Source organism: Streptomyces sp. Ru62, assembly GCF_002920615.1.
In the GTDB taxonomy this organism is placed as follows: domain Bacteria; phylum Actinomycetota; class Actinomycetes; order Streptomycetales; family Streptomycetaceae; genus Streptomyces.
The window spans coordinates 1-20,409 of the sequence record NZ_PQSU01000001.1 but is presented as its reverse complement, the minus strand read 5'-3'; the positions used below and the strand labels follow the sequence as shown (position 1 = coordinate 20,409).

The 20,409-nt window shown below is 70.3% G+C and carries 18 protein-coding genes; 9 read left to right on the top strand and 9 right to left on the bottom strand.

Translation table 11 applies throughout. From position 1 onward, the window contains the following. Window positions 1-999 carry an inorganic phosphate transporter gene (locus C3492_RS00090; RefSeq protein ID WP_103809638.1) on the top strand — a complete coding sequence of 333 codons (999 nt, stop codon included), beginning with the start codon at window positions 1-3 and terminating at the stop codon, window positions 997-999. A gap of 237 nt (window positions 1,000-1,236) precedes the next feature. Here the strand turns inward: C3492_RS00090 and pstB are convergent, their stop codons facing one another. The 4 genes from pstB to pstS form a co-directional block, all read right to left on the bottom strand. Continuing rightward, complete coding sequence (pstB, locus tag C3492_RS00085) at window positions 1,237-2,013, bottom strand: phosphate ABC transporter ATP-binding protein PstB (protein WP_103809637.1); 777 nt, start codon at window positions 2,011-2,013, stop codon at window positions 1,237-1,239. A gap of 73 nt (window positions 2,014-2,086) precedes the next feature. Continuing rightward, window positions 2,087-3,148, bottom strand: a complete 1,062-nt coding sequence (pstA, locus tag C3492_RS00080; protein WP_103809636.1) for a phosphate ABC transporter permease PstA — start codon at window positions 3,146-3,148, stop codon at window positions 2,087-2,089. Then, on the bottom strand, window positions 3,145-4,149 hold the full coding sequence (pstC, locus tag C3492_RS00075) for a phosphate ABC transporter permease subunit PstC (protein ID WP_103809635.1): 1,005 nt from the start codon (window positions 4,147-4,149) through the stop codon (window positions 3,145-3,147). The genes pstA and pstC overlap by 4 nt, the downstream gene beginning before the upstream one ends. Window positions 4,150-4,263: 114 nt before the next feature. Then, on the bottom strand, window positions 4,264-5,397 hold the full coding sequence (pstS, locus tag C3492_RS00070) for a phosphate ABC transporter substrate-binding protein PstS (RefSeq protein WP_181140107.1): 1,134 nt from the start codon (window positions 5,395-5,397) through the stop codon (window positions 4,264-4,266). A 322-nt stretch (window positions 5,398-5,719) separates the two neighbouring features. On the opposite strand from pstS, the gene C3492_RS00065 reads away from it, so the two are divergent. Further along, window positions 5,720-7,291, top strand: a complete 1,572-nt coding sequence (locus C3492_RS00065; RefSeq protein ID WP_103809633.1) for an FAD-binding oxidoreductase — start codon at window positions 5,720-5,722, stop codon at window positions 7,289-7,291. An 80-nt stretch (window positions 7,292-7,371) separates the two neighbouring features. Here the strand turns inward: C3492_RS00065 and C3492_RS00060 are convergent, their stop codons facing one another. The 4 genes from C3492_RS00060 to C3492_RS00045 all read right to left on the bottom strand — a co-directional run bounded on the left by C3492_RS00060 (window position 7,372) and on the right by C3492_RS00045 (window position 11,289). Beyond that, window positions 7,372-8,079 (bottom strand): phosphatase PAP2 family protein, encoded by a 708-nt coding sequence (locus C3492_RS00060; protein ID WP_103809632.1) that lies wholly within the window; start codon window positions 8,077-8,079, stop codon window positions 7,372-7,374. Window positions 8,080-8,309: 230 nt separating this feature from the next. Continuing rightward, window positions 8,310-9,311, bottom strand: a complete 1,002-nt coding sequence (locus tag C3492_RS00055; protein ID WP_103809631.1) for a bifunctional lytic transglycosylase/C40 family peptidase — start codon at window positions 9,309-9,311, stop codon at window positions 8,310-8,312. Between the two features lie 113 nt (window positions 9,312-9,424). Next, window positions 9,425-10,195 (bottom strand): serine protease, encoded by a 771-nt coding sequence (locus C3492_RS00050; RefSeq protein WP_103809630.1) that lies wholly within the window; start codon window positions 10,193-10,195, stop codon window positions 9,425-9,427. A 167-nt stretch (window positions 10,196-10,362) separates the two neighbouring features. After that, on the bottom strand, window positions 10,363-11,289 hold the full coding sequence (locus C3492_RS00045) for an oxidoreductase (RefSeq protein ID WP_103809629.1): 927 nt from the start codon (window positions 11,287-11,289) through the stop codon (window positions 10,363-10,365). An 89-nt stretch (window positions 11,290-11,378) separates the two neighbouring features. On the opposite strand from C3492_RS00045, the gene C3492_RS00040 reads away from it, so the two are divergent. The 7 genes from C3492_RS00040 (at window position 11,379) to C3492_RS00010 (ending at window position 19,839) form a co-directional block, all read left to right on the top strand. Next, a complete protein-coding gene (locus tag C3492_RS00040) occupies window positions 11,379-11,981 on the top strand; it encodes a TetR/AcrR family transcriptional regulator (protein WP_103809628.1) in 603 nt (200 codons plus the stop codon). A gap of 554 nt (window positions 11,982-12,535) precedes the next feature. Then, complete coding sequence (locus tag C3492_RS00035; RefSeq protein WP_014673544.1) at window positions 12,536-12,844, top strand: hypothetical protein; 309 nt, start codon at window positions 12,536-12,538, stop codon at window positions 12,842-12,844. 141 nt (window positions 12,845-12,985) lie between these two features. Continuing rightward, window positions 12,986-13,810 carry a hypothetical protein gene (locus C3492_RS00030; protein ID WP_103809627.1) on the top strand — a complete coding sequence of 275 codons (825 nt, stop codon included), beginning with the start codon at window positions 12,986-12,988 and terminating at the stop codon, window positions 13,808-13,810. Next, complete coding sequence (locus C3492_RS00025; protein WP_103809626.1) at window positions 13,800-15,119, top strand: hypothetical protein; 1,320 nt, start codon at window positions 13,800-13,802, stop codon at window positions 15,117-15,119. Before C3492_RS00030 ends, C3492_RS00025 begins: the two co-directional genes overlap by 11 nt. After that, entirely contained in the window at window positions 15,116-16,672 is a 1,557-nt protein-coding gene (locus C3492_RS00020; protein WP_103809625.1) for an SCO6880 family protein, read from the top strand. Before C3492_RS00025 ends, C3492_RS00020 begins: the two co-directional genes overlap by 4 nt. 14 nt (window positions 16,673-16,686) lie before the next feature. Beyond that, window positions 16,687-18,099 carry an ATP-binding protein gene (locus C3492_RS00015; protein WP_103809624.1) on the top strand — a complete coding sequence of 471 codons (1,413 nt, stop codon included), beginning with the start codon at window positions 16,687-16,689 and terminating at the stop codon, window positions 18,097-18,099. 63 nt (window positions 18,100-18,162) lie between these two features. Next, window positions 18,163-19,839, top strand: a complete 1,677-nt coding sequence (locus C3492_RS00010) for a type IV secretory system conjugative DNA transfer family protein (RefSeq protein ID WP_103809623.1) — start codon at window positions 18,163-18,165, stop codon at window positions 19,837-19,839. On the opposite strand, the gene C3492_RS00005 is transcribed toward C3492_RS00010, so the two are convergent. Then, window positions 19,836-20,402, bottom strand: coding sequence for a GNAT family N-acetyltransferase (locus tag C3492_RS00005; protein ID WP_258055440.1), 567 nt, complete (start codon window positions 20,400-20,402; stop codon window positions 19,836-19,838). The genes C3492_RS00010 and C3492_RS00005 overlap by 4 nt on opposite strands. Window positions 20,403-20,409 lie beyond the last annotated feature (7 nt).

Sequence of the window (20,409 nt, the reverse complement as noted above, 5' to 3'; positions counted from 1 at the left end):
ATGGACACCTTCGCCCTGGTCGTGACCATCGCGGTCGCGCTCTTCTTCACGTACACCAACGGTTTCCACGACTCGGCGAACGCCATCGCGACGTCGGTGTCGACGCGGGCGCTGACCCCGCGTGCGGCCCTCGCCATGGCGGCCGTGATGAACCTCGCCGGTGCCTTCCTGGGCTCCGGCGTCGCCAAGACGGTCAGCGAGGGCCTGATCGAGACGCCCCAGGGCTCGACCGGCATGGGGATCCTCTTCGCGGCCCTGCTCGGCGCGATCGTCTGGAACCTGGTCACCTGGTACTTCGGCCTGCCGTCCTCCTCCTCGCACGCCCTGTTCGGCGGCCTGGTGGGCGCGGCGCTGGCGGGCGGTACGACGGTGATCTGGCACGGGGTGGTCGACAAGGTCATCATCCCGATGTTCGTGTCCCCGGTCGTGGGCCTGATCGTCGGCTACCTGGTCATGACGGCGATCCTGTGGATCTTCCGCAGGGCCAACCCGCACAAGGCCAAGCGCGGCTTCCGCATAGCCCAGACCGTCTCGGCGGCCGGCATGGCGCTGGGCCACGGTCTCCAGGACGCCCAGAAGACGATGGGCGTCGTCGTCATGGCACTGGTGATTTCCGGCCATGAGACGTACGGCGACCCGATCCCGGTCTGGGTGAAGATCGTCTGCGCGATCATGCTGTCCCTCGGCACCTACGCGGGCGGCTGGCGGATCATGCGCACGCTGGGTCGCAAGATCATCGAGCTGGACCCGCCGCAGGGCTTCGCCGCCGAGACGACCGGCGCGTCGATCATGTTCACCACGGCGTTCCTCTTCAAGGCGCCGATCTCCACGACCCACGTCATCACGTCGGCCATCATGGGCGTGGGCGCGACCAAGCGCGTCAACGCCGTCCGCTGGGGCGTGGCCAAGAACATCATCCTCGGCTGGTTCATCACGATGCCGGCAGCGGCCCTGGTCGCCGCCCTGGCCTTCGGGGTGGTCAAGCTGGTGGCGCTGTAACCGGGCCCACCCGGTCCCGGCCGACCGAGCCGAACCCCGCCTCACTCCCGCCCTCCAGCCGGACCGAGTCCGGTGGGCGGGTGGGAAGCACCGGGGCGAGGGGCGAAGCCCCGAAGACCCCCGGCCCCGAAGCCGAACGCAGTGACAACGCAGTGGGCCCGCCCCCGGGAGCCAGGGGCGGGCCCTTTGCGTCCTCGCGGTGGCACCGCCATGCAGCACCGCGAGGGGATCGTGGGATCAGCCGAAGCGGCCGGAGATGTAGTCCTCCGTGGCCTGGACCGACGGGTTGGAGAAGATCCGCTCCGTGTCGTCGATCTCGATCAGCCGGCCGGGCTGTCCGACCGCCGCGAGGTTGAAGAACGCCGTACGGTCCGAGACTCGGGCCGCCTGCTGCATGTTGTGCGTCACGATGACGATCGTGAACCGCTCCTTCAGCTCACCGATCAGGTCCTCGATGGCGAGGGTGGAGATCGGGTCCAGGGCGGAGCAGGGCTCGTCCATGAGGAGCACCTTCGGCTCGACCGCGATGGCACGGGCGATGCACAGACGCTGCTGCTGACCACCGGACAGACCGGAGCCCGGCTTGTTCAGGCGGTCCTTCACCTCGTTCCAGAGGTTCGCGCCCTTGAGGGACTTCTCGACGATGTCGTTCAGTTCCGACTTCTTGTAGTTGCCGTTCAGCCGCAGGCCCGCGGCCACGTTGTCGAAGATCGACATCGTGGGGAACGGGTTCGGACGCTGGAAGACCATGCCCACCTCACGGCGGACGGACACCGGGTCGACCCCGCTGCCGTACAGGTCCTCGTCGTCCAGGAGCACCTTGCCCTCGACGCGGCCGCCGGGGGTGACCTCGTGCATGCGGTTCAGCGTGCGCAGGAACGTCGACTTGCCGCAGCCGGAGGGGCCGATGAACGCCGTCACCGACCGCGGCTCCACGGTCATCGAGATGTCCTCGATCGCCTTGTGGGAGCCGTAGAAGGCGGTGAGGCCGCTTACGTCGATTCGCTTGGCCATGTCTGCTTCACTTCCAGAAAATTCAAGCTCGGTCGCTGTGTGGCCCCGCTCGGCGGAGCCGGAAGTAGTCGCCTCAGCGACCGGTCTTGGGAGCCTTCCAGCGGGCGATGCCGCGGGCCACCAGGTTGAGGATCATCACGAAGGCGATCAGCGTGAGGGACGCCGCCCACGCGCGGTCGTAGGCCGCACCGGAGCCAGCGCTGTTGGCGAACTGCTGGTAGATGTACAGCGGCAGCGACGCCTGCGCGCCCTCGAAGGGGTTGTTGTTGATGAACGGGTTGCCGAACACCAGCAGCAGCACCGGCGCGGTCTCGCCGGCGATACGGGCGACCGCCAGCATGATGCCGGTCGTGATGCCTCCGATGGAGGTCGGCAGGACCACCTTCAGGATGGTCCGCCACTTGGGCACGCCGAGCGCCAGGGACGCCTCGCGCAGCTCGTTCGGGACGAGCTTGAGCATCTCCTCGGTGGAGCGGACGACGACCGGCATCATCAGGATGGCCAGGGCCAGCGAGCCGGCGAAGCCGAACGGCTGCATCTCGAAGATGAGCATCAGGCTGAGGATGAACAGGCCCGCGACGATCGACGGGATGCCCGTCATGACGTCGACGAAGAACGTGACGGCCTTGGCGAGCCGGCCACGGCCGTACTCGACGAGGTAGATCGCGGTGAGCACGCCGATCGGGGCGCCGATGAGGGTGGCGAGGCCGACCTGCTCCAGGCTGCCGATGATGGCGTGGTAGATGCCCCCGCCGGGCTCGGTGTCGGCGACGACCCCCATCGAGTGGGTCAGGAAGTAGACGTCGAGGACCTTCACACCGCGCGCGGCGGTCACCCAGATCAGGGAGACCAGCGGCACCACGGCGAGCAGGAAGGCCACCCAGACGAGGCTGGTGGCGACGCGGTCCTTGGCCTGGCGGCGGCCCTCGACCCGCGCGGCGATGCCGAAGGTGCCGAGGACGAAGAGGACGGCGGCGATCAGACCCCACTGGATCTGGCTGTCGAGGCCGGCGGCCAGGCTGATGCCGATGCCCAGGACGAGGGAGCCGGCGGCGATGGCCCACGGCGTCCACCGGGGCAGGCTCGCGGCCCGCAGCGTGCTGGGCCGCTTGTCGGTGACGGCTGCGGTGCTCATGCGTTGGCCCCCGAGTACTCCGCGCGACGGGCGATGATCAGCCGGGCCGCGCCGTTGACCAGCAGGGTGATCACGAACAGGACCAGACCGGAGGCGATGAGCGCGTCCCGGCCGAACTCGTTCGCCTCGCTGAACTTGCTGGCGATGTTCTGGGCGAAGGTGCCGCCACCCGGGTTGAGGAGGCTGGCCTGGATGTCGAAGGACGGCGAGAGCACGGTGGCGACGGCCATCGTCTCGCCGAGCGCGCGGCCGAGGCCGAGCATGGAGGCGGAGATCACGCCGGAGCGGCCGAAGGGCAGCACCGACATGCGGATGACCTCCCAGCGCGTTGCGCCGAGGGCCAGGGCCGCCTCCTCGTGCATCTGCGGGACCTGGCGGAAGACCTCGCGGCTCACGTTGGTGATGATCGGCAGGATCATGATCGCGAGCAGGATGCCGACGGTGAGCATCGAGCGCGGCGCGCCCTGGTCCCAGGAGAAGACGCCGGTCCAGCCGAAGAACTCGTCGAGCCAGCCGAACAGGCCGTTCATGTGCGGGACGAGCACGAGGGCGCCCCACAGGCCGTACACGATGGACGGCACGGCGGCGAGGAGGTCGATCACGTAGGCGACCGGGCCGGACATGCGGCGCGGGGCGTAGTGCGTGATGAACAGCGCGATGGCGACCGCGACCGGGACCGCGATGACCATGGCGACGACCGAGGAGACGATCGTGCCGAAGACCAGGACCGCGATGCCGAACTTCGGTTCGAGGACGTTGGTGTTCCACTCGAACGTGGTCAGGAAGTTCGCGTGGTCCTTGCTGATCGCGAGGGCGGCGCGGTAGGTGAGGAAGACCGCGATGGCGGCCATGATCGCCAGCAGCAGGATGCCGGAGCCTCGGGACAGGCCGAGGAAGATGCGGTCACCGGGGCGGGTGGCGCCACGGGCCGCGCGCTTCTGTTCGGCGATCGTGGGCTGCGAGGCGGGGGGAGGTACGTCGGTTGTCGTCGATATGTCCATCGGGTTCTCCGGTCTGCGGAGCCGTGCCCGCGAGGGGGCGGCGGCTCATGGCGGCGGTGCACCGGACGGTGCGGCCCGGCCCTGTCGGGTACCGGGCCGCACTCTCGGATCAGGTCAGCTCAGGCCCTCGATGGTCGTGCGGACCTTGGAGATGATGTCGGCGGGCACGGGCGCGTAGCCGATGCTCGGGAGGATCTTCTGGCCGTCCTCGCCGGCGATGTAGCGCAGGAAGGCCTTGGTGGCGGGCAGGGTGTCCGCCTTGTTGCCCTTGTCACACACGATCTCGTAGGTGACCAGGGTGATCGGGTAGGCGCCCTCGGCCTTGGTCTTGTAGTCCAGCTTCAGGGAGAGGTCCTTGCCGGTGCCGACGACCTTGGCGGCGGCGATGTCGGCGGTGGCGCTCTCGGAGCTGGGCGCGACCGGCTTGCTGGCGCCGGTGTCGATGGACACGGCCTTGAGGCCGTCCTTGACGTAGGACAGCTCGAAGTAGCCGATGGCACCGGAGGTCTGCTTCACCTGCTGGGCCACGCCCGCGGACTGCGGAGCGGACTGGCCGCCCTTGGCCTGCCAGGCCTTGCCGCCGGAGTACTTCCAGTTGTCCGGGGTGGTGGCGATCAGGTACTTGGTGAAGTTGTCCGTGGTGCCGGACTCGTCCGAGCGGTGGAACGCCTGGATCTTCAGGTCGGGGAGCTTCACGCCCTTGTTCAGGGCGGCGATCGCCGGGTCGTTCCACTTGGTGATCTTGCTGTCGAAGATCTTGGCGAGGGTCGGGGCGTCCAGGACCAGGTTGTCGACACCCGGGACGTTGTAGCCGAGGGCGATCGGGCCGCCGACCATCGGCAGGTCGATGCCCTGGCCGCCCTTGCAGACCTGCTTGGAGGCGGTGACCTCTTCGGGCTTCAGCGCCGAGTCGGAACCGGCGAAGGCGACCTGGCCCTGCGTGAACGCGGTGACACCGGCGCCGGAGCCGCCGCCCTTGTAGTTGATCTGCACACCGCACGCCTGGGAGAAGTTCTTCACCCAGGCGTCGATCGCGTTCTTCTGCGCGGAGGAGCCGTCTGCGAGCAGCTGACCCTTGGCGTCGTCGCACTTGATCGAGCTGGCCTTGGCGGACGTGGACGGGTTGCCCGACGCACTGCCGCCGTCGCCGTTGTCGTCGGAGCCGCACGCCGTCAGGGCCAGGGCGCCGGTGACGGCGACAGCACCGAGAGAAAGGGCGCGCAGCCGGTTCTTGCGCTGAAGCTTCACTTTCGGGAGTTCCTTCCAGGAGCCGCCGCTGTCGGCGGCGCGCGAGGTCATAGAGGTGCGTGAGGGCGTTCATGGCCGCACTCGGCACCCGGTAAGGCCGAAATTAGGCAGATCAGGTGAAGCCGCCGATGGCCGGAAGTGAACGAGGGGTGAACCCCTGCCGTCGGCCTGGTGAGGTCACGGAATGCTCACGGGGAGAGCACGCGAAGGTTCCGACGACCGGGTTGCGCGAACGTGCCTTCGATGTTCGTCACCCGGCCGGGGGAACCCCTCGGTGCGGCGCGTCGTCTCGTTCCACGACAGCCGAGGAAAGGCGACGGACATGGAACGGCGTACGTTCATCTCGGGCGGCGCGGCCGCCCTGGCGACGACCGCACTAGCCGCGTGCGGTGCGGGCGGAGGCTCGTCCGCCCCTGCGGCGGACCACCCCGGTACGCCGTCGCGCCCCTCCTCGCTGACGGACGTCAGGACCGCCAGCGCGACCGCCGCCGCGAACTGGGCGGCCCTCGCCCGTGACCTGGACGGCACCCTGGTGCGGCCCGGCGACGCGAGCTGGAAGACCGCCCACCAGCTGTACAACACCCGCTTCGACGGGCTGAAGCCCGCTGCGGTGGCCTATGTCGCCCACACCGCCGACATCCGCACCACCCTCGCCTACGCCCACGCGCACGGCGTGAAGGTGTCCATACGCAACGGCGGCCACTCCTACGCCGGCTACTCCTCCGGCGACAACCGGCTGATCGTCGACGTGTCCCGGCTGAACCGGGTCCGGGCGAGCGGCGGCCAGGCCGTCGTCGGCGCCGGCGCCAAGCTGATCGACGTCTACCGCGCGCTGGCCGCGAAGGGCGTGACCATTCCGGCGGGCTCCTGCCCCACCGTCGGCGTCTCCGGCCTGGTGCTCGGCGGCGGCCACGGCGTGGCCTCCCGCGCCTACGGCCTGACCTGCGACAGCCTCACCCAGGCCACCCTGATCACCGCGGACGGCAAACTGCTCACGGCGAACGCGAGCACCAACAAGGACCTGTTCTGGGCCCTGCGCGGCGCCGGCAACGGCAACTTCGGCGTCGTCACCGAGCTGCAGTTCCGCACCCATGCCGCACCGCAGGCCGTGACCGCCTACCTGACCTGGCCGTGGTCCAGGGCCGCGAAAGTGCTGAAGGCGTGGCAGGAGTGGGGCCCCAGCCAGCCCGACGAGATCTGGTCCTCGCTGCACCTGTCGTGCTCCCCGGGCCGCACCCCGGCCATCTCGGTGGCCTGCTTCTCCCTCGGCACCTACGGCGAGCTCCAGAACGCCGTGGACCGCCTCGCCCACCTGGCGGGCGCCGACGCCTCCTCCGTCTCCCTGCGCCGCCGGGGCTACGAGGAGGCCATGGAGATCTACGCCGGCTGCTCCTCCTTCTCCACCGACGCCCAGTGCCATCTGCCCGGCTCCACCCCGGGCCGCTCCCCGCAGGGCAGGCTGGGCCGCGAGACGTACGCGGCCCGCTCCGACTTCTTCGACCGCTCGCTGTCCGCGGCCGGCATCCAGACGGTGCTGCGGCAGATCGCCGCCGTGCGGGGCGGCGCGGGCAGCATCGCGTTCACCGCGCTCGGCGGCGCGGTCAACCGGGTCTCCCCGACCGCGACGGCCTTCGTCCACCGCCGCTCGCGGATGCTGGCCCAGTACATCGCCTCCTGGGGCGCGGGGGCCTCCGGCTCCACCGCCCAGTCCTGGCTGACCTCGGCGCACCGGGCGATGCAGCCGTACGCCTCGGGCGCCGCCTACCAGAACTACACCGACCCGACGCTGAAGGACTGGAGGAAGGCGTACTACGGGGACGCGGCGGCCCGGCTCGCCAAGGTGAAGCAGCAGTACGACCCACAGCGGTTCTTCGCCTCCCCGCAGGGTCTGTAGCGGGCGGGCCCGACCCGCCGGCGGCCGTCGGGGAGGCGGCCGGCCAGGCCGCCGACGTGACGGGCCCCCCGGGGAGGCGGCTAGGCCGCCAGGTCCCGTTCCTCGGTCTCCAGGGGGGTGCGGGCGCCGGGCAGCAGGGTGTTGCCCCGGTCGCCGGCCGCCGCGGACCGCCGGCGCACGAGCCACCCGGCGCGCGGCGAGCGCTCCACGGCCCGCATCAGCGGGGTGAGCAGGGCCGTGGCCGGCGGGGACAGCAGCAGGACGACCGCCGTACCGAGGGCGAAGCCGCCGACGACGTCCGTCGGGTAGTGCACGCCCATGTAGACGCGGCAGAAGCCCTCCAGCAGGGCCAGGCCGATGCCGGCGAGGCCGAAGCGGCGGTGGGCGACGAAGAGCCCCACGCCGAGCGCCATGGTGATCGTCGCGTGGTCGCTGACGAAGGAGAAGTCGGTCTTGCCGGAGACGAGGACGTCCAGGCCCCGGTGGTCCACGAACGGGCGGGGGCGCTCCACGAAACCCCGTATCGGCACGTTCACCAGCACCGCGAGGCCGGCCGCGAGCGGCGCCCACACCAGCGCGGCCACCGAGGGCGCGGCCTCCTCGCCGCCCCGGCGCCGCACGGACCACCAGCACCACAGGATCAGCAGCACCATGGCGAGCAGCAGTCCGTACTCACCGACGAACTCCATGACCCGGTCGAACCAGTGCGGCGCGTCCTTGGCCAGGCCGTTGATGTCGTAGAGCAGGTCGACGTCGGGGTTCGATCCGGATTCGGCGAGTACAGCCATCGTGCTGCGGCCCCTTCGTCGTCTTCCCGGACGCACCTCGTGTGCGTCGCTCCTGCCCCCCGTGGTTCGTAGATCCGCTTCCGCTGCACTCCCGCACTGACGTCCGCTCGGCTACGTCAACAGGAACGCATGCCCACCGCCTATACGTTCCACTCTCCACTGAATGATCACGCAGACGTTATCGAAGAGAGACTCATCGCCCCAGCTCAGGGGGTGGGTTCACGCTCGGTTCACACCGTCGTGGGGAGTGCTTTTGCGCCATCTTCGGTGACCCGGGTGGCACCGAAGTAGTCGGGGGTGTCGATGGGGTCGAAGCGGATGACGGCGTTCGTGCGCGGGGCGTCGATCATGTATCCGCCGCCGACGTAGATGCCGACGTGCCGGATGGCCCGGGAGTCGGTGAGGTCGTCGGAGAAGAACACCAGGTCACCCGGGAGCAACTGGTCCCGCGAGGGGTGCGGCCCGGCGTTGTACTGGTCGTTGGCCACGCGCGGCAGGGTGATCCCGACCTTCTCGTACGCGGCCTTGGTCAGCCCCGAGCAGTCGAAGCGCCCGCCCTGGTCGGCGGTGCCGTTGCCGCCCCACAGGTACGGCGTGCCGAGCTTGCTCTGCGCGAAGGCGATGGCGCCGGCGGCCTGCCGGGTGGGGTCGATCCGGGTGACCGGCGCGGCGAAGCTCTTCTCCAGGCTGCGGATCCGCTGGACGTAGTTCTGCGTCTCGCTGATGGCCGGAACGCCACCCGCCCGGATGACGCGGTAGGCGCCCGCGTTGTAGGCGGCGAGCATGTTGTCGGAGACGTTCCCCGGCACGTCTTTCACGTACTTCGCCAGCTCGCAGTCGTACGAGGCGGCCGACGGGATCGCGTCGTCCGGATCCCAGATGTCCCGCTTGCCGTCCCCGTCGCCGTCGATCCCGTGGGTCGCCCAGGTGCTCGGGATGAACTGCGCGATCCCGCGGGCGTCCGCCGGGCTCACGACGGTCGGGTTCCAGCCGCTCTCCTGGTAGAGCTGCGCGGCGAGCAGCGCGGGACTGAGCGCCGGGCACAGGTTGCCCCACTTCTGCACCAGCGACTTGTAGGCGGCCGGAACCGCGCCCTTGGCCAGCCCCCTGCCCCCCGAGGTCACCCCGCCCACCAGGTTCCCGGCCACGAGATAGACCCCGACGACGAGCAGCATGACGAAGCCCATGCCGAGCCCGACGGCCGCCCCACCGATCACCCATACCTTCCGCACGGTTCAACTTTCCCCCATGCGGGCGCGGTTCAAGGCCATTTGTGCGCGAAGTGGCGTCATTTCACAGGTGGCGACGCGCAGGTGACGCTCCCTCAGGGTCCCGGCTGGGCCGCTCAGCGACCGGCCGTGGCGTCCCGGTAGAGCTCCGCCGCCTCACTCCCCAGGACCACGCTGTACGACGTGTCCGCCGTCGAGCCGCCCTGCTCATGGCCGCCGAGCACGCCGACGACCTGGCCGTCACCGTTGACCCAGGGGCTGCCGCTGGTGCCGCTGGTGAAGTCCGGGCAGTCGATGCGCTGTTGGGTACGGCTGTGCGGGACCGGCCTGTTGGTGCAGCTGATGGGCACCTCGCGGGAGTCGGGGTAGCCGGTGACGGTGACCGCGGTGGCGCCGGTGGCCGCCCCGGTCGTGAACCGGTTGGCGCCGGCCACGTCCTCCAGTCGCTCACCGTGCCGCGCGGCGACGGCGGCGAAGGCGACGTCGCTGTCCTCGTCCTGTCCCTTGGCCCACCCGTCCGGCAGGAACCACCGCGTCACCTTCCACACCCCGTACGGCGCCCGCCCGTCCCGGTAGCCCGGCACGAACACCAGATCGCCGTCGGCGCCGGCCACGCAGTGCGCCGCGGTGACGATCAGATCGCCGCGAGGGCTGTGCACCACGGAGGCGGTGCAGAAGTGGCCGCCGGCGAGCCTGCCCGCCCGGCCCGCGTCGAACAGCGCGCCCACACGCGCGCTGTGCCGGGTCGCGACGGTGTCGGCGGTGACCCCGAGGGGCCCCCGCCCGTCGTCCGCGGCGGCCACGGAGGCCGACGTCACCGCCAGCAGCACCACAGCGCCGAGCAACGCGGGCCGTGAGGTGACCGAGATGCGTGAGGTGCGCTTCATCAGGCCCCACTCTGTACGACGAAGGTGAGAATCCCGTTCCGGCTTCGCTGAGATTTTCCTGTGAAACCTCCCGTTCCCCGCCGACGGCGGTCAGAACGTCGCTGTCAGCCCACCGTCAGGATGTCGATCCCGCCCGCTCCGCCACCGCCCACTCGGCCGTCACCCGGTCACCGCACCGTCGCCGTGAGCGGCCACCGAACGCCCGTCAGCTCCTCCGAGAGCGTCCACAGCCGCCGGGCCGCGGCCGGATCGCTCGCCGCCGCACTGCGGCCGACCAGGGCCGGGGCACCGCGCATCTCGACGGGACCGTCGGGGCCGACGTAGGACGCGCCGGGCAGGTTCTGGGTGGCCGCGTAGAGGGTGGGCAGGGCGCCCGCCTCGTCGTCCTGGGCGAGGAACCGGTTGCCGACCCGCATGAACAGCCGGGCGAACGGGTTGGCGGTGTGGCTCTGGAGGTTGGTCGCCGCCCAGCCGGGATGCGCCGCCAGGGCCCGTACGGCCGACCCGGCCTCCGTCAGGCGCCGCTGGAGCTCCAGGGTGAAGAGCAGGTTGGCCAGCTTCGACTGGGCGTAGGCGCGCGCGGGGCTGTAGTTACCGCGCAGGTTCACGTTCTCGAAGTGGATCATCCGGTCGCCCATGCGGTGCGCGCCGGACGCCACGGTCACCACCCGGTCGGTGATCCGGGGCAGCAGCAGGGTGGTCAGCGCGAAGTGCCCCAGGTGGTTGGTGCCGAACTGCAGCTCGAAGCCCTGCTTGGTGCGCTGTTCCGGCACCATCATCACGCCCGCGTTGTTGATCAGCAGATCCAGCGGGCGGTCCCAGCCGGCGGCGAACTCCCGCACCGAGTCGAGGTCCGCCAGGTCCAGCCGGCGCACCTCGGTGCTGCCGGCCACCCGTGCCGCCGCGGCACCGCCCCGGGCGAGGTCCCGCACCGCGAGCACCACATGCGCCCCGGCGCCGGCCAGCGCCCGTGCGGCGGTGAGGCCGATGCCGCTGTTGGCGCCGGTGACGACGGCCGTACGGCCGGTCAGATCGGGGAGACGGGTCGCGTTCCACTTGCCGCGCTTGCCGCGCGCTTCGGTCGTATCAGCCATGGCCACAATGTAGGCAGCGCCAACAATGCTGTCAATGACAACAAAGATGGCGTCGTCAACAAAGATGACGATGACAACATCGAGATACGATGATGCGCATGTCCGCACCCCGCCCCTACCACCACGGAGACCTGCGCGCCGCCCTGCTCAAGAGCGCCGAGCGCACTCTGCGCGACAAGGGGGTCGGCGCGCTCTCGCTGCGCGAACTGGCCCGGGACGTCGGCGTGAGCCACGCCGCCCCCGGCCGGCACTTCAGGGACAAGCAGGCCCTGCTCGACGCCCTGGCGCTGGACGGATACGAGCGCCTGAACCAGGCCCTGGCCACCGCCGACCGCCCGGACCGGCCCTTCGAGGAGCGGATCACCGGCCTCGCCCGCGCCTATCTCGGCTTCGCCGTCGACAACCCCGAGCTGCTGGAGCTGATGTTCGCGCGCAAGCACGACCCCGACAGCTCCGCCCAGCTCGCGGCGGCCGTCGACCGCTCCCTCGGCACCTTCACCCGGCTGGTCGCGGACGCCCAGGAACAGGGCGAGATCGTCCAGGGCGACCCCGAACGCCTCACCACGGTCGCCGCCGCCGGCCTGCACGGCCTGGCCGCCCTGATCGCCGGCTGCGCGCTCGACGCGGAGGAGACCCTGGCCGGCCTGGACACCCACGTCCACCTGCTCCTGCACGGCCTGCGCCCGCGCTGACCGCCGCTCCGGCCGCCTCCGCCACGGCGACTGCGCACGACAGCGGCTGAGCACGACAGCGGATGGGCCGAGGAGAAGTCCCTGTCGCCCTCATCGCCTCCGAGGTACGTCACCGCTGTCGGCGCACCGAGGGCACCGGCTCCGGCTGCTCCTCCTGCGACGCCAAGCCCACCTGACAGACCGACACCGGCTGCGCCAAGTACCCGGTTTCGGGCGTCACCGCCGGCTGGTACACCTTCGGCGGCGCACCGGCACCTTCACCGGCCGAGCACCCACCACGGAGGGGCGGGCCACGGCAACCAGCCGTGCCCGTTTTCCCGTCCCCCCGTGAGAACATCGACACGACGCGTCACCCGACCGGTTCCACTCCGACCTCGTTGCCCAGCGTGACCTGCCGTGATACACAGAGTGACCGATCGGGCTATTCGTACGAAACCCGCCAGTCAATGACGTCAAGTCGACATACGTTGGCGACGTTGTCGGCGACAATGAGGCCTGACCTCTGCACACCGCAGGGGCACTCACGGAACTACCCACCAGGGGCGGTGACTTACATGCTCTTTGCGGCCGACAAGGGAGACATCAACACCATCATCGGCGGGATCGCTCCGGACTGGGGCCCCTTCGGCAGCCTGGGCAACGAGGCCAAGGTGATGATCGAGGTGGTCATGGCCGTGGCCATCCTCCTCTGCCTCGGCATCGCGGTGTGGGGCGCGGCGAAGCAGCGCATCGGCGCCACGGCCCTCCGGGACACCTTCAGCGCCGAACAGGGCAAGGGCCTCATCATCGCCGGGCTCACCGGGGTGTTCATCATCGGATCCCTCGGCACACTGTTCACGATCGTGTACGGCATGGCGGTCTAGCCCGTCCCCTCCACCCCACCCACCCGTCGTGCCCACCGGCTGAGGTTGCGTCCCCCTGATGTCGAGTCACCACACCGCGCCCCCGCGGGAACCAGCACGGCTACCGTCGTATGCCTACGAGGGTGAGGGAGCGCACACGGTATGAGTCCCGGAGACGAACAGGGCTACGACTACCCCGAGACGGGCCACACCCGCACCCGCCTCCCCGACCCCGACCCCTACGGCGGCGCCCCCCGCCGCCCCCACCGCTCCTCCTCCCGCAGCCTGGTCACGGTGGTAGGCGTAGTAGTCCTCCTCATCGCCGCCATCGCCTTCGCGAATCGGGGAGGAGACACATCTGCTGACGAGGCGTCAGGAAAGGCCACCAAGCCACAAACGGCCCCCACCGCCCCCTCAGGTACCCGCCCGGTCGAAACAAAGACCGGCACCATCCCCTCGGGCTTCGCCCATACAGCCCAGGGGGCGCAGAGCGCGGCGGCGAATTATGCGGTGGTTCTGTGGTCCGACGGCATGGTCGACACAGCCAACAGGCACAGCATCATCGAGGCAGTGGCCGACCCGAGCACCGTGAGCCGACTCCAGTCGGTTTTCGACGCCAATTACTCGGCCGACTTCCTCAAGAACATCGGCCTCAACGCCGACGGCAGCGTTCCCAAGGACGTCACCTTCGTCGACCGCACCCTGCCGGCCGGCACGAAGACGACGTCCTACAGCGGCGAGGCGGCAACCGTCGACGTGTGGTGCAACACGCTCTTCGGCGTGGCTGGTGAAGGCTCGAACAACCCTGTGACCAGTGGCTGGTCGACCGTCACCTTCAAGCTGAAGTGGGACGGCAGCGACTGGAAGGTGCTGGAGACCAGCCAGAAGACGGGCCCCACCCCGATCACCGGAGACAACCCCGTCTCTGGTGCCGATGAGATCGGCAAGGCGGTCAAGGAGTTCGGAGGGTTCACATATGCCCGGTAGCCCGCAGCGCGTCCTCAAGCTCGCAGGTCTGGTGGGCGCCGTACAGGCCGCCACCGTGCTCCTGGCCGCGCGAGCCGTGGCGGCACCGTCCCCCACACCCACTCCTAGCAAGAGCGCCGACTGCTCCCTGCTCGCGCCTCCTGCCCGGAAGTTCTGCGAGTCCGGTGACCCCTCCGGCGGCTCCTCCGTCGGCACCCCCAGCAACCCCCTCACCGACACCCTCGACCCCCTCGCCTCCCTGGCCAAGGGCTGTGCCGACGCCGCCGCCTGGACCATCGGGAAGCTCAGTGACGCCGTGAAGGAGACCGCCAACGTCGACTTCACCAATCAGGCGTTCCTGAAGCAGTACGCCGTCGTCTTCGCCGCCTCCACGATCCTCACGCTCCTGCTCTGGCTCCTGGCCGTCGCCAAGCGAGCCGTCCGCGGCGTCCCCCTCACCACCGCCATCTCGGAAGCCGTCGGCTTCCTCTGGCTCACCGTGCTGGCCTCCGCCTTCACCCCCCTGATCCTGTACACCGTCGTATCGGCGACGGACGGCGTCACGGACGTCCTCGCGAAAGCCACCGGCGACCAGGCCGACACCTTCTTCGGCACCTTCTCCGGCGCCCTGAAGAAGGGCAACGACATCGGCGGCGGCCCCATCATGCTGATCGTGGTGTCCCTGGTCAGCATCCTCGCCGCCGGCGTCCTCTGGCTGGAGCTCGTCATCCGCGCCGCCCTGCTCTACGTCGGCGCCCTCCTCGGCACCGTCGTCTACGCCGGCCTGGTCGACAAGAACCTCTGGGGCCACGTCCGCCGCTGGGCCGGCATCATGATCGCCGTCATCCTCGTCAAGCCGGTCATCGTGATCGTCCTCGGCCTGGCCGGTGCCCTCTCCGGCGACAGCGGCCCCGACGCTTTCTCCGCCGTCGTCTCCGGCCTCGCCATCATCCTGCTGGCCATCTTCGCCAGCGCGATGATCTACCGCTTCGTCCCCGGCTTCGGCGACGAACTCGCCGGCTCCCGCAGCAACCGCATCATGCAGGGCGCCGAGAGCAAGGCCGCCGCCGTCATCAGCTCCCCGGCCACCCTCGTCGCCCAGGGCATCAAGACCCACAGCACCCGCGCCGACACCTCCGGCGGGCCGTCCGGCAGCACTCCCCGCCCGGCCAACCCGGCCAGCGGCGGCGTCGCCGCCCACAGCAGCCGCACCCCCACCGGCGGCGGAGCCGTCCCCTCCGCCACGCCCGCGCCCCGCGCGTCCAGCCCGGTCAACACACCGCACGCCAGCAACACCCGCAACAACCGCTCGGGAGGTGAAGGGCGTTGACGACCGAGTCCCACCTGTCCCATCCGGTCACGCCCCGCCGTACGTATCTCATCGGCCGCGCCCGGCCGAACGCGATCGTCGGCCGGAACCGTGAGTCCGGCGAGATCGCCCTGATCATCGCCGGTGCGTTCCTCGGCATGATGTGCGGCCTCCTCGTCCCGGTCCTGCCCCTGCGGATCGTGCTGCTGACCGGCTTCCCGCTGCTCGCGCTCGCCGCGGTCTACGTGCCGTACAAGCGCCGCACGTTCTACAAGTGGTTCGAGATCAACCGCAGCTACAAGCGCACCGTCAAACGGGGCGCCGTCTACCGCTCCACCGCCATGGAGGCCGGGACCCGGCTCGACGGACGCGAGATCGAGATCGGCCCGCCGCCGGGCATCGGCCGCATCACCTGGCTCGCCGCGCCCTTCGGGCCGGACGAGATCGCCGTACTGCTGCACGCCGACCGCAAGACCGTCACCGCCGCCATCGAGATCGAGGGCCCCGGCGTCGGCCTGCGCGACTCGGAGGACCAGGAGGCTTTGGTCGACCGCTTCGGCACCCTGCTCAAGCACGTCGCCAACGGAGACGGCTTCGTCACGCGCCTGCAGATGCTCGCCCGGACCCTGCCCGCCGACCCGGACGCGCACGCCAAGGACGTCGGCCAACGCGGCGACCCGCGCGCCCCCGGCTGGCTCCAGCAGTCGTACGACCAGCTCCAGTCCATGGTGTCCACCAGCAGCGAGCAGCACCGCGCCTACCTCGTCGCCTGTATGCACTACACCCGCGAACTGGCCGCCGAGGCACACGCCATGGCCCGCGCCGTCCGCGCCCGCGGCGGCAAGGTCGACCGGGACGCCGGGCTCGCCGTCGTCATGGCCCGCGAGCTCACCGACATCTGCTCGCGGCTCCAGGAGGCCGACATCCGGGTACGGCAGCCGCTCGGTCAGGGGCGGCTGGCCTCCCTCATCCACTCCATGTACGACCCCGACCACCCCATCGACCACATCCAGGCGATGACCCAGCGCAACGCCTGGCCGGCCGAGCTGGACGCCACGGAGCCCACCTACCTCCAGGCCAAGACCCGCGAGTCCAGCACCCGCGCGCCCTGGTGCCACGCCACCGCCTGGGTGAAGGAGTGGCCGATGACCCCCGTCGGCGTGAACTTCCTCGCGCCGCTCCTCGTCCACACCCCGGACGTCATCCGCACAGTCGCCGTCACCATGGACCTCGAACCCACCGAGGTCGCCATCGAGCGGATGCTCACCGAGAAGACCAACGACGAGGCCGAGGCGTCCCGCGCCGCCAAGATGAACCGCACCGTCGACCCCCGGGACATCGCCGCGCACAACCGCCTCGACCAGCGCGGCGAGGACCTCGCCAGCGGCGCCGCCGGCGTCAACCTGGTCGGCTACATCACGGTCTCCTCCCGTTCCCCGGAGGCCCTCGCCCGCGACAAGCGCACGATAAGGGCCTCCGCCGGCAAGTCGTACCTCAAGCTGGAGTGGTGCGACCGAGAGCACCACCGCGCCTTCGTGAACACACTTCCGTTCGCCACCGGCATCCGAAGGTAGGGGCTGATTCGCCGATGCGGGACCCGCTGTCCGTCCTCACCGAGGCCTTCACCTCCTTCCTCTTCGGGAAGGTGGAGACGACCCGGCTGCCGGTGCGCACCTCCACGGGCCAGGCCCAGGCCGTCTACCTGCCCACGGCCGCGCCCGGCCTCGGCGACTCCGGCGTGATCATCGGCCGCGAGGTGTACTCCGGGAAGGGCTACATCTACGACCCCTTCCAGCTCTACGGCCAGCAGTTGCCGGCCCCGCACTGGCTCGTCCTCGGCGAGTCCGGCAACGGCAAGTCGGCCCTGGAGAAGACCTACGTCCTGCGCCAGCTCCGCTTCAGGGACCGCCAGGTCGTCGTCCTGGACGCCCAGGGCGAGGACGGGGTCGGCGAATGGAACCTCATCGCCGAGGAGCTGGGGATAACGCCGATCCGGCTGGACCCGACGGCCGCCCTGGACCACGGCATCCGCCTGAACCCGCTCGATCCGGCGATCACCACCACCGGTCAGCTGGCACTGCTCCGCACGATCATCGAAGTCGCGATGGGCCACGGCCTGGACGAGCGCTCCGGCTTCGCCCTGAAGGTCGCCCACTCGTACGTCAACGAGACCATCGTGGACCGCCAGCCGGTCCTGTCCGACATCGTGGAGCAGCTACGGCACCCCGAGCCGGAGTCGGCGGAGGCGATGAACGTCGCCATAGACGACGTACGGGCGTGGGGCCTCGACGTCGCCCTGGTCCTGGACCGGTTGGTCGACGGTGACCTGCGGGGCATGTTCGACGGGCCGACGACGGTCGGCATCGACCTGGACGCCCCGCTGATCGTCTTCGACCTCTCCCACATCGACCGCAACTCCATCGCCATGCCGATCCTCATGGCGATCGTCGGCGTGTGGCTGGAGCACACCTGGATCCGCCCCGACCGGAAGAAGCGCATCTTCCTGGTCGAGGAGGCCTGGCACATCATCAACAGCCCGTTCGTGGCCCAGCTCTTCCAGCGGCTGCTGAAGTTCGGCCGCCGGCTCGGCCTCTCCTTCGTGGCGGTGGTCCACCACCTGTCCGACGTCGTCGACGGAGCGGCGGCGAAGGAGGCGGCGGCCATCCTGAAGATGGCGTCGACGAGGACCATCTACGCCCAGAAGGCCGACGAGGCGAGGGCCACGGGCCGGGTCCTCGGCCTCCCCCGCTGGGCGGTCGAGATCATCCCCACGCTCACGCCCGGCATCGCGGTCTGGGACGTCAACGGCAACGTCCAGGTGGTCAAACACCTGATCACGGAGACGGAACGGCCGCTGGTCTTCACCGACCGCGCGATGACCGAGTCCTCCAGCGATCTCGCGGCCGACGACGCCCTGCGCGCGGCCGAACTGGAGGCCGAGCAACGTGCCGCGGCCTTCGTGGAACAGCACGTGGGCGACTCCGAGTCGACGGTGGCGTAAGGGGACACCGGAGCGCGCGAGACGGGCGCAAGGGGACGCGAGGAGATGTAAGGGGACCACAGGGTGAGACCGGACGACCGCCGCGAGGACCGCCGGGACAGCCGCCGGGAGGGCCAGGGCGGCATCCCCGACGGCCTGCTGATCGGCATGCTCGCGTTCCTCCTCGGCATGACGGTGCTGGTCTGGACGGCCACGGGCCTGGCGGCCTGGTTCGCCCAGGGCGCCTGGCCCACCGGCGTCACGTTCACCCGCACGCCCCTGGCCATGCGCCACCTCATCGGCCGCCCCCACGACATCACCGGCGCCTGGCCGGACACCCCACCGTCCCAGCTCTCCGGCTGGGGCCTGTTCTGGGGCCTCTTCATAGCCCAACTGATGATTCTCTTCGTCCTCACGATGTTCGTCCTGGGAACGGTGGCACGGTGGCGAGCCGGGAGGACCCGCAGGGCTGCGGCTGGAGACGCGGGGAACAGGGAAGCTGGACTGGCGGGGGGCGGATCGGTGTGGGCTGGGCCGCCTGGGGCTGGACCGGGGGCTGCTGGGCCGATGGCGGCCGGAACGGGGGCGCCTGGGCCGATGGCGGCCGGAACGGTTACGGCCGGAACGGCGGCCGCTGGGCCGACGCCGGTGGGACCGGTGGGTACAGGGTCGATGAGTGCCGGGGCAGTGGGGGCTGGGGCCGGCGGGCCCGCGGAACCTGTTCTTGAGGGAGCCGCGCACGGACTCGCCCCTCAGCAGGACGTACCGGCACCTCGTAGGGAGGCTGAGCCGCTGGGAGGGGGCGACTTCGCGGCCGACGGTGAACGGGTGGGCGGATGGGAAAGAATCCACATCGCCCCCAGGGAACGCCGCCACACCACCGCGACCCACGCCATCCAGACCGCCCCCGGCCCCACCCTCATCGTCACCTCCAACCCGACCCTCTGGTCGGACACGAAGGACGCGAAGGCGAAACTGGGCCCCACCCTCCTCTACGACCCCACCCACCTCTGCGACACCCCGGCCCGCCTCCACTGGTCCCCCACCAGCGGCTGCGAAGACAAACAGACGGCGCTGCACAGGGCGACAGCCCTGCTGGCCCCCGTACGTCCCACCGCCAAGATCGACCAAGCGGTGGCGGACACAGCGACCACCCTCCTGCGCAGCTACCTGCACGCCGCCGCCCTGGAGAACCGCACCATCCGCCACGTCCACCGCTGGTCCCAGGGCACCCAGGTCCAGGAGGCGGTCCGCACCCTCCGTACCCACCCCAAGGCCGCCCCCGGCGCCGCCGGCGAGCTGGAGGCGGCCCTCACCGCCCACCCCGAACGCCGCGACATCGCCCAGGAACTGACCGGCAGGGCCCTCGCGGCCCTCTCCACGGTCAACATCCGCGAAGCCTGCACTCCCAACCGAAATGATGCGCTCGCCTTGGATTCCTTCATCCAAGAAGGGGGCACGCTTTATGTGGTCGGTGAATCCATCGAGGACCCGAGGAGCAATCCGGGCGCGATGCCGCTCCTGACGGCCCTCGTCTCCAGCGTGGTCGAGCGCGGCCGGCGCATGGCCGAACGGTCATCCTCCGGTCGGCTCGACCCACCACTCACCCTGGTCCTGGACGACATCGCGGCCGTGGCCCCGTTCCCGGAGCTGCCGACCCTGCTCGCCACCGGAACCGACCGCGGCCTGCCCACGCTCGCCCTGCTCCGCTCCCGCGAACAGGCCCGCTCCCGCTGGCCCCACCAGGAACTACCGGTCTAGGCCGGCCGCTCCAGGACGAACTCCCACTCCGTCTCCGCCTCGTCCTTCGAGAAGGAGACCACCAGGCCACTCGGAACGAACCCGATCTTCCGGTACGCCGCCTGCGCCCGCGTGTTGTCCTCATGGACGAACAGCCGCACCCGCTCGGCCGCGCGCTCCCACGCCCAGGCGACACCGGCCTCGAACAGCGCCTCGATCAGTCCGTTCCCCCGGTGCTCGGGCCGCACGAAGACCCCGACGACGTGCCCCTGCCGCCGCTCCACCGCATACCCGGCCCAGTCCTTCGTCCCAGCCTCTTCGACGAGTACGGTGACCGAGCCGGCCCAAGTCCCGTCGCCCGTCTCGGCGATGAACTGCCGGGCGGTCGCTGAGCCCTCCCCGGAGGCGACGGCCCGGTCCTGCCAGAAGGAGTCGGGCTTGGCCGCAGCGTTCTCGTAGGTCTCCAGAAACGCGAGGTGTGCGACAGGATCCCGCAGGGCGTCCAGCCGCAGCTCCTTCACCCGCTCCCAGTCATCGGGCCGTATGGCGCGGACAACATATTCGTTCCTGGCGACAAGACTCATGCGACCA

Bases quoted from the DNA above. Each gene is read 5' to 3' on its own strand.
- C3492_RS00090 (WP_103809638.1), top strand. From the start codon at position 1: ATGGACACCTTCGCCCTGGTCGTGACCATCGCGGTCGCGCTCTTCTTC.
- pstB (WP_103809637.1), bottom strand. From the start codon at position 2,013: ATGGCCAAGCGAATCGACGTAAGCGGCCTCACCGCCTTCTACGGCTCC.
- pstA (WP_103809636.1), bottom strand. From the start codon at position 3,148: ATGAGCACCGCAGCCGTCACCGACAAGCGGCCCAGCACGCTGCGGGCC.
- pstC (WP_103809635.1), bottom strand. From the start codon at position 4,149: ATGGACATATCGACGACAACCGACGTACCTCCCCCCGCCTCGCAGCCC.
- C3492_RS00065 (WP_103809633.1), top strand. From the start codon at position 5,720: ATGGAACGGCGTACGTTCATCTCGGGCGGCGCGGCCGCCCTGGCGACG.
- C3492_RS00060 (WP_103809632.1), bottom strand. From the start codon at position 8,079: ATGGCTGTACTCGCCGAATCCGGATCGAACCCCGACGTCGACCTGCTC.
- C3492_RS00050 (WP_103809630.1), bottom strand. From the start codon at position 10,195: ATGAAGCGCACCTCACGCATCTCGGTCACCTCACGGCCCGCGTTGCTC.
- C3492_RS00045 (WP_103809629.1), bottom strand. From the start codon at position 11,289: ATGGCTGATACGACCGAAGCGCGCGGCAAGCGCGGCAAGTGGAACGCG.
- C3492_RS00040 (WP_103809628.1), top strand. From the start codon at position 11,379: ATGATGCGCATGTCCGCACCCCGCCCCTACCACCACGGAGACCTGCGC.
- C3492_RS00035 (WP_014673544.1), top strand. From the start codon at position 12,536: ATGCTCTTTGCGGCCGACAAGGGAGACATCAACACCATCATCGGCGGG.
- C3492_RS00030 (WP_103809627.1), top strand. From the start codon at position 12,986: ATGAGTCCCGGAGACGAACAGGGCTACGACTACCCCGAGACGGGCCAC.
- C3492_RS00025 (WP_103809626.1), top strand. From the start codon at position 13,800: ATGCCCGGTAGCCCGCAGCGCGTCCTCAAGCTCGCAGGTCTGGTGGGC.
- C3492_RS00015 (WP_103809624.1), top strand. From the start codon at position 16,687: ATGCGGGACCCGCTGTCCGTCCTCACCGAGGCCTTCACCTCCTTCCTC.
- C3492_RS00005 (WP_258055440.1), bottom strand. From the start codon at position 20,402: ATGAGTCTTGTCGCCAGGAACGAATATGTTGTCCGCGCCATACGGCCC.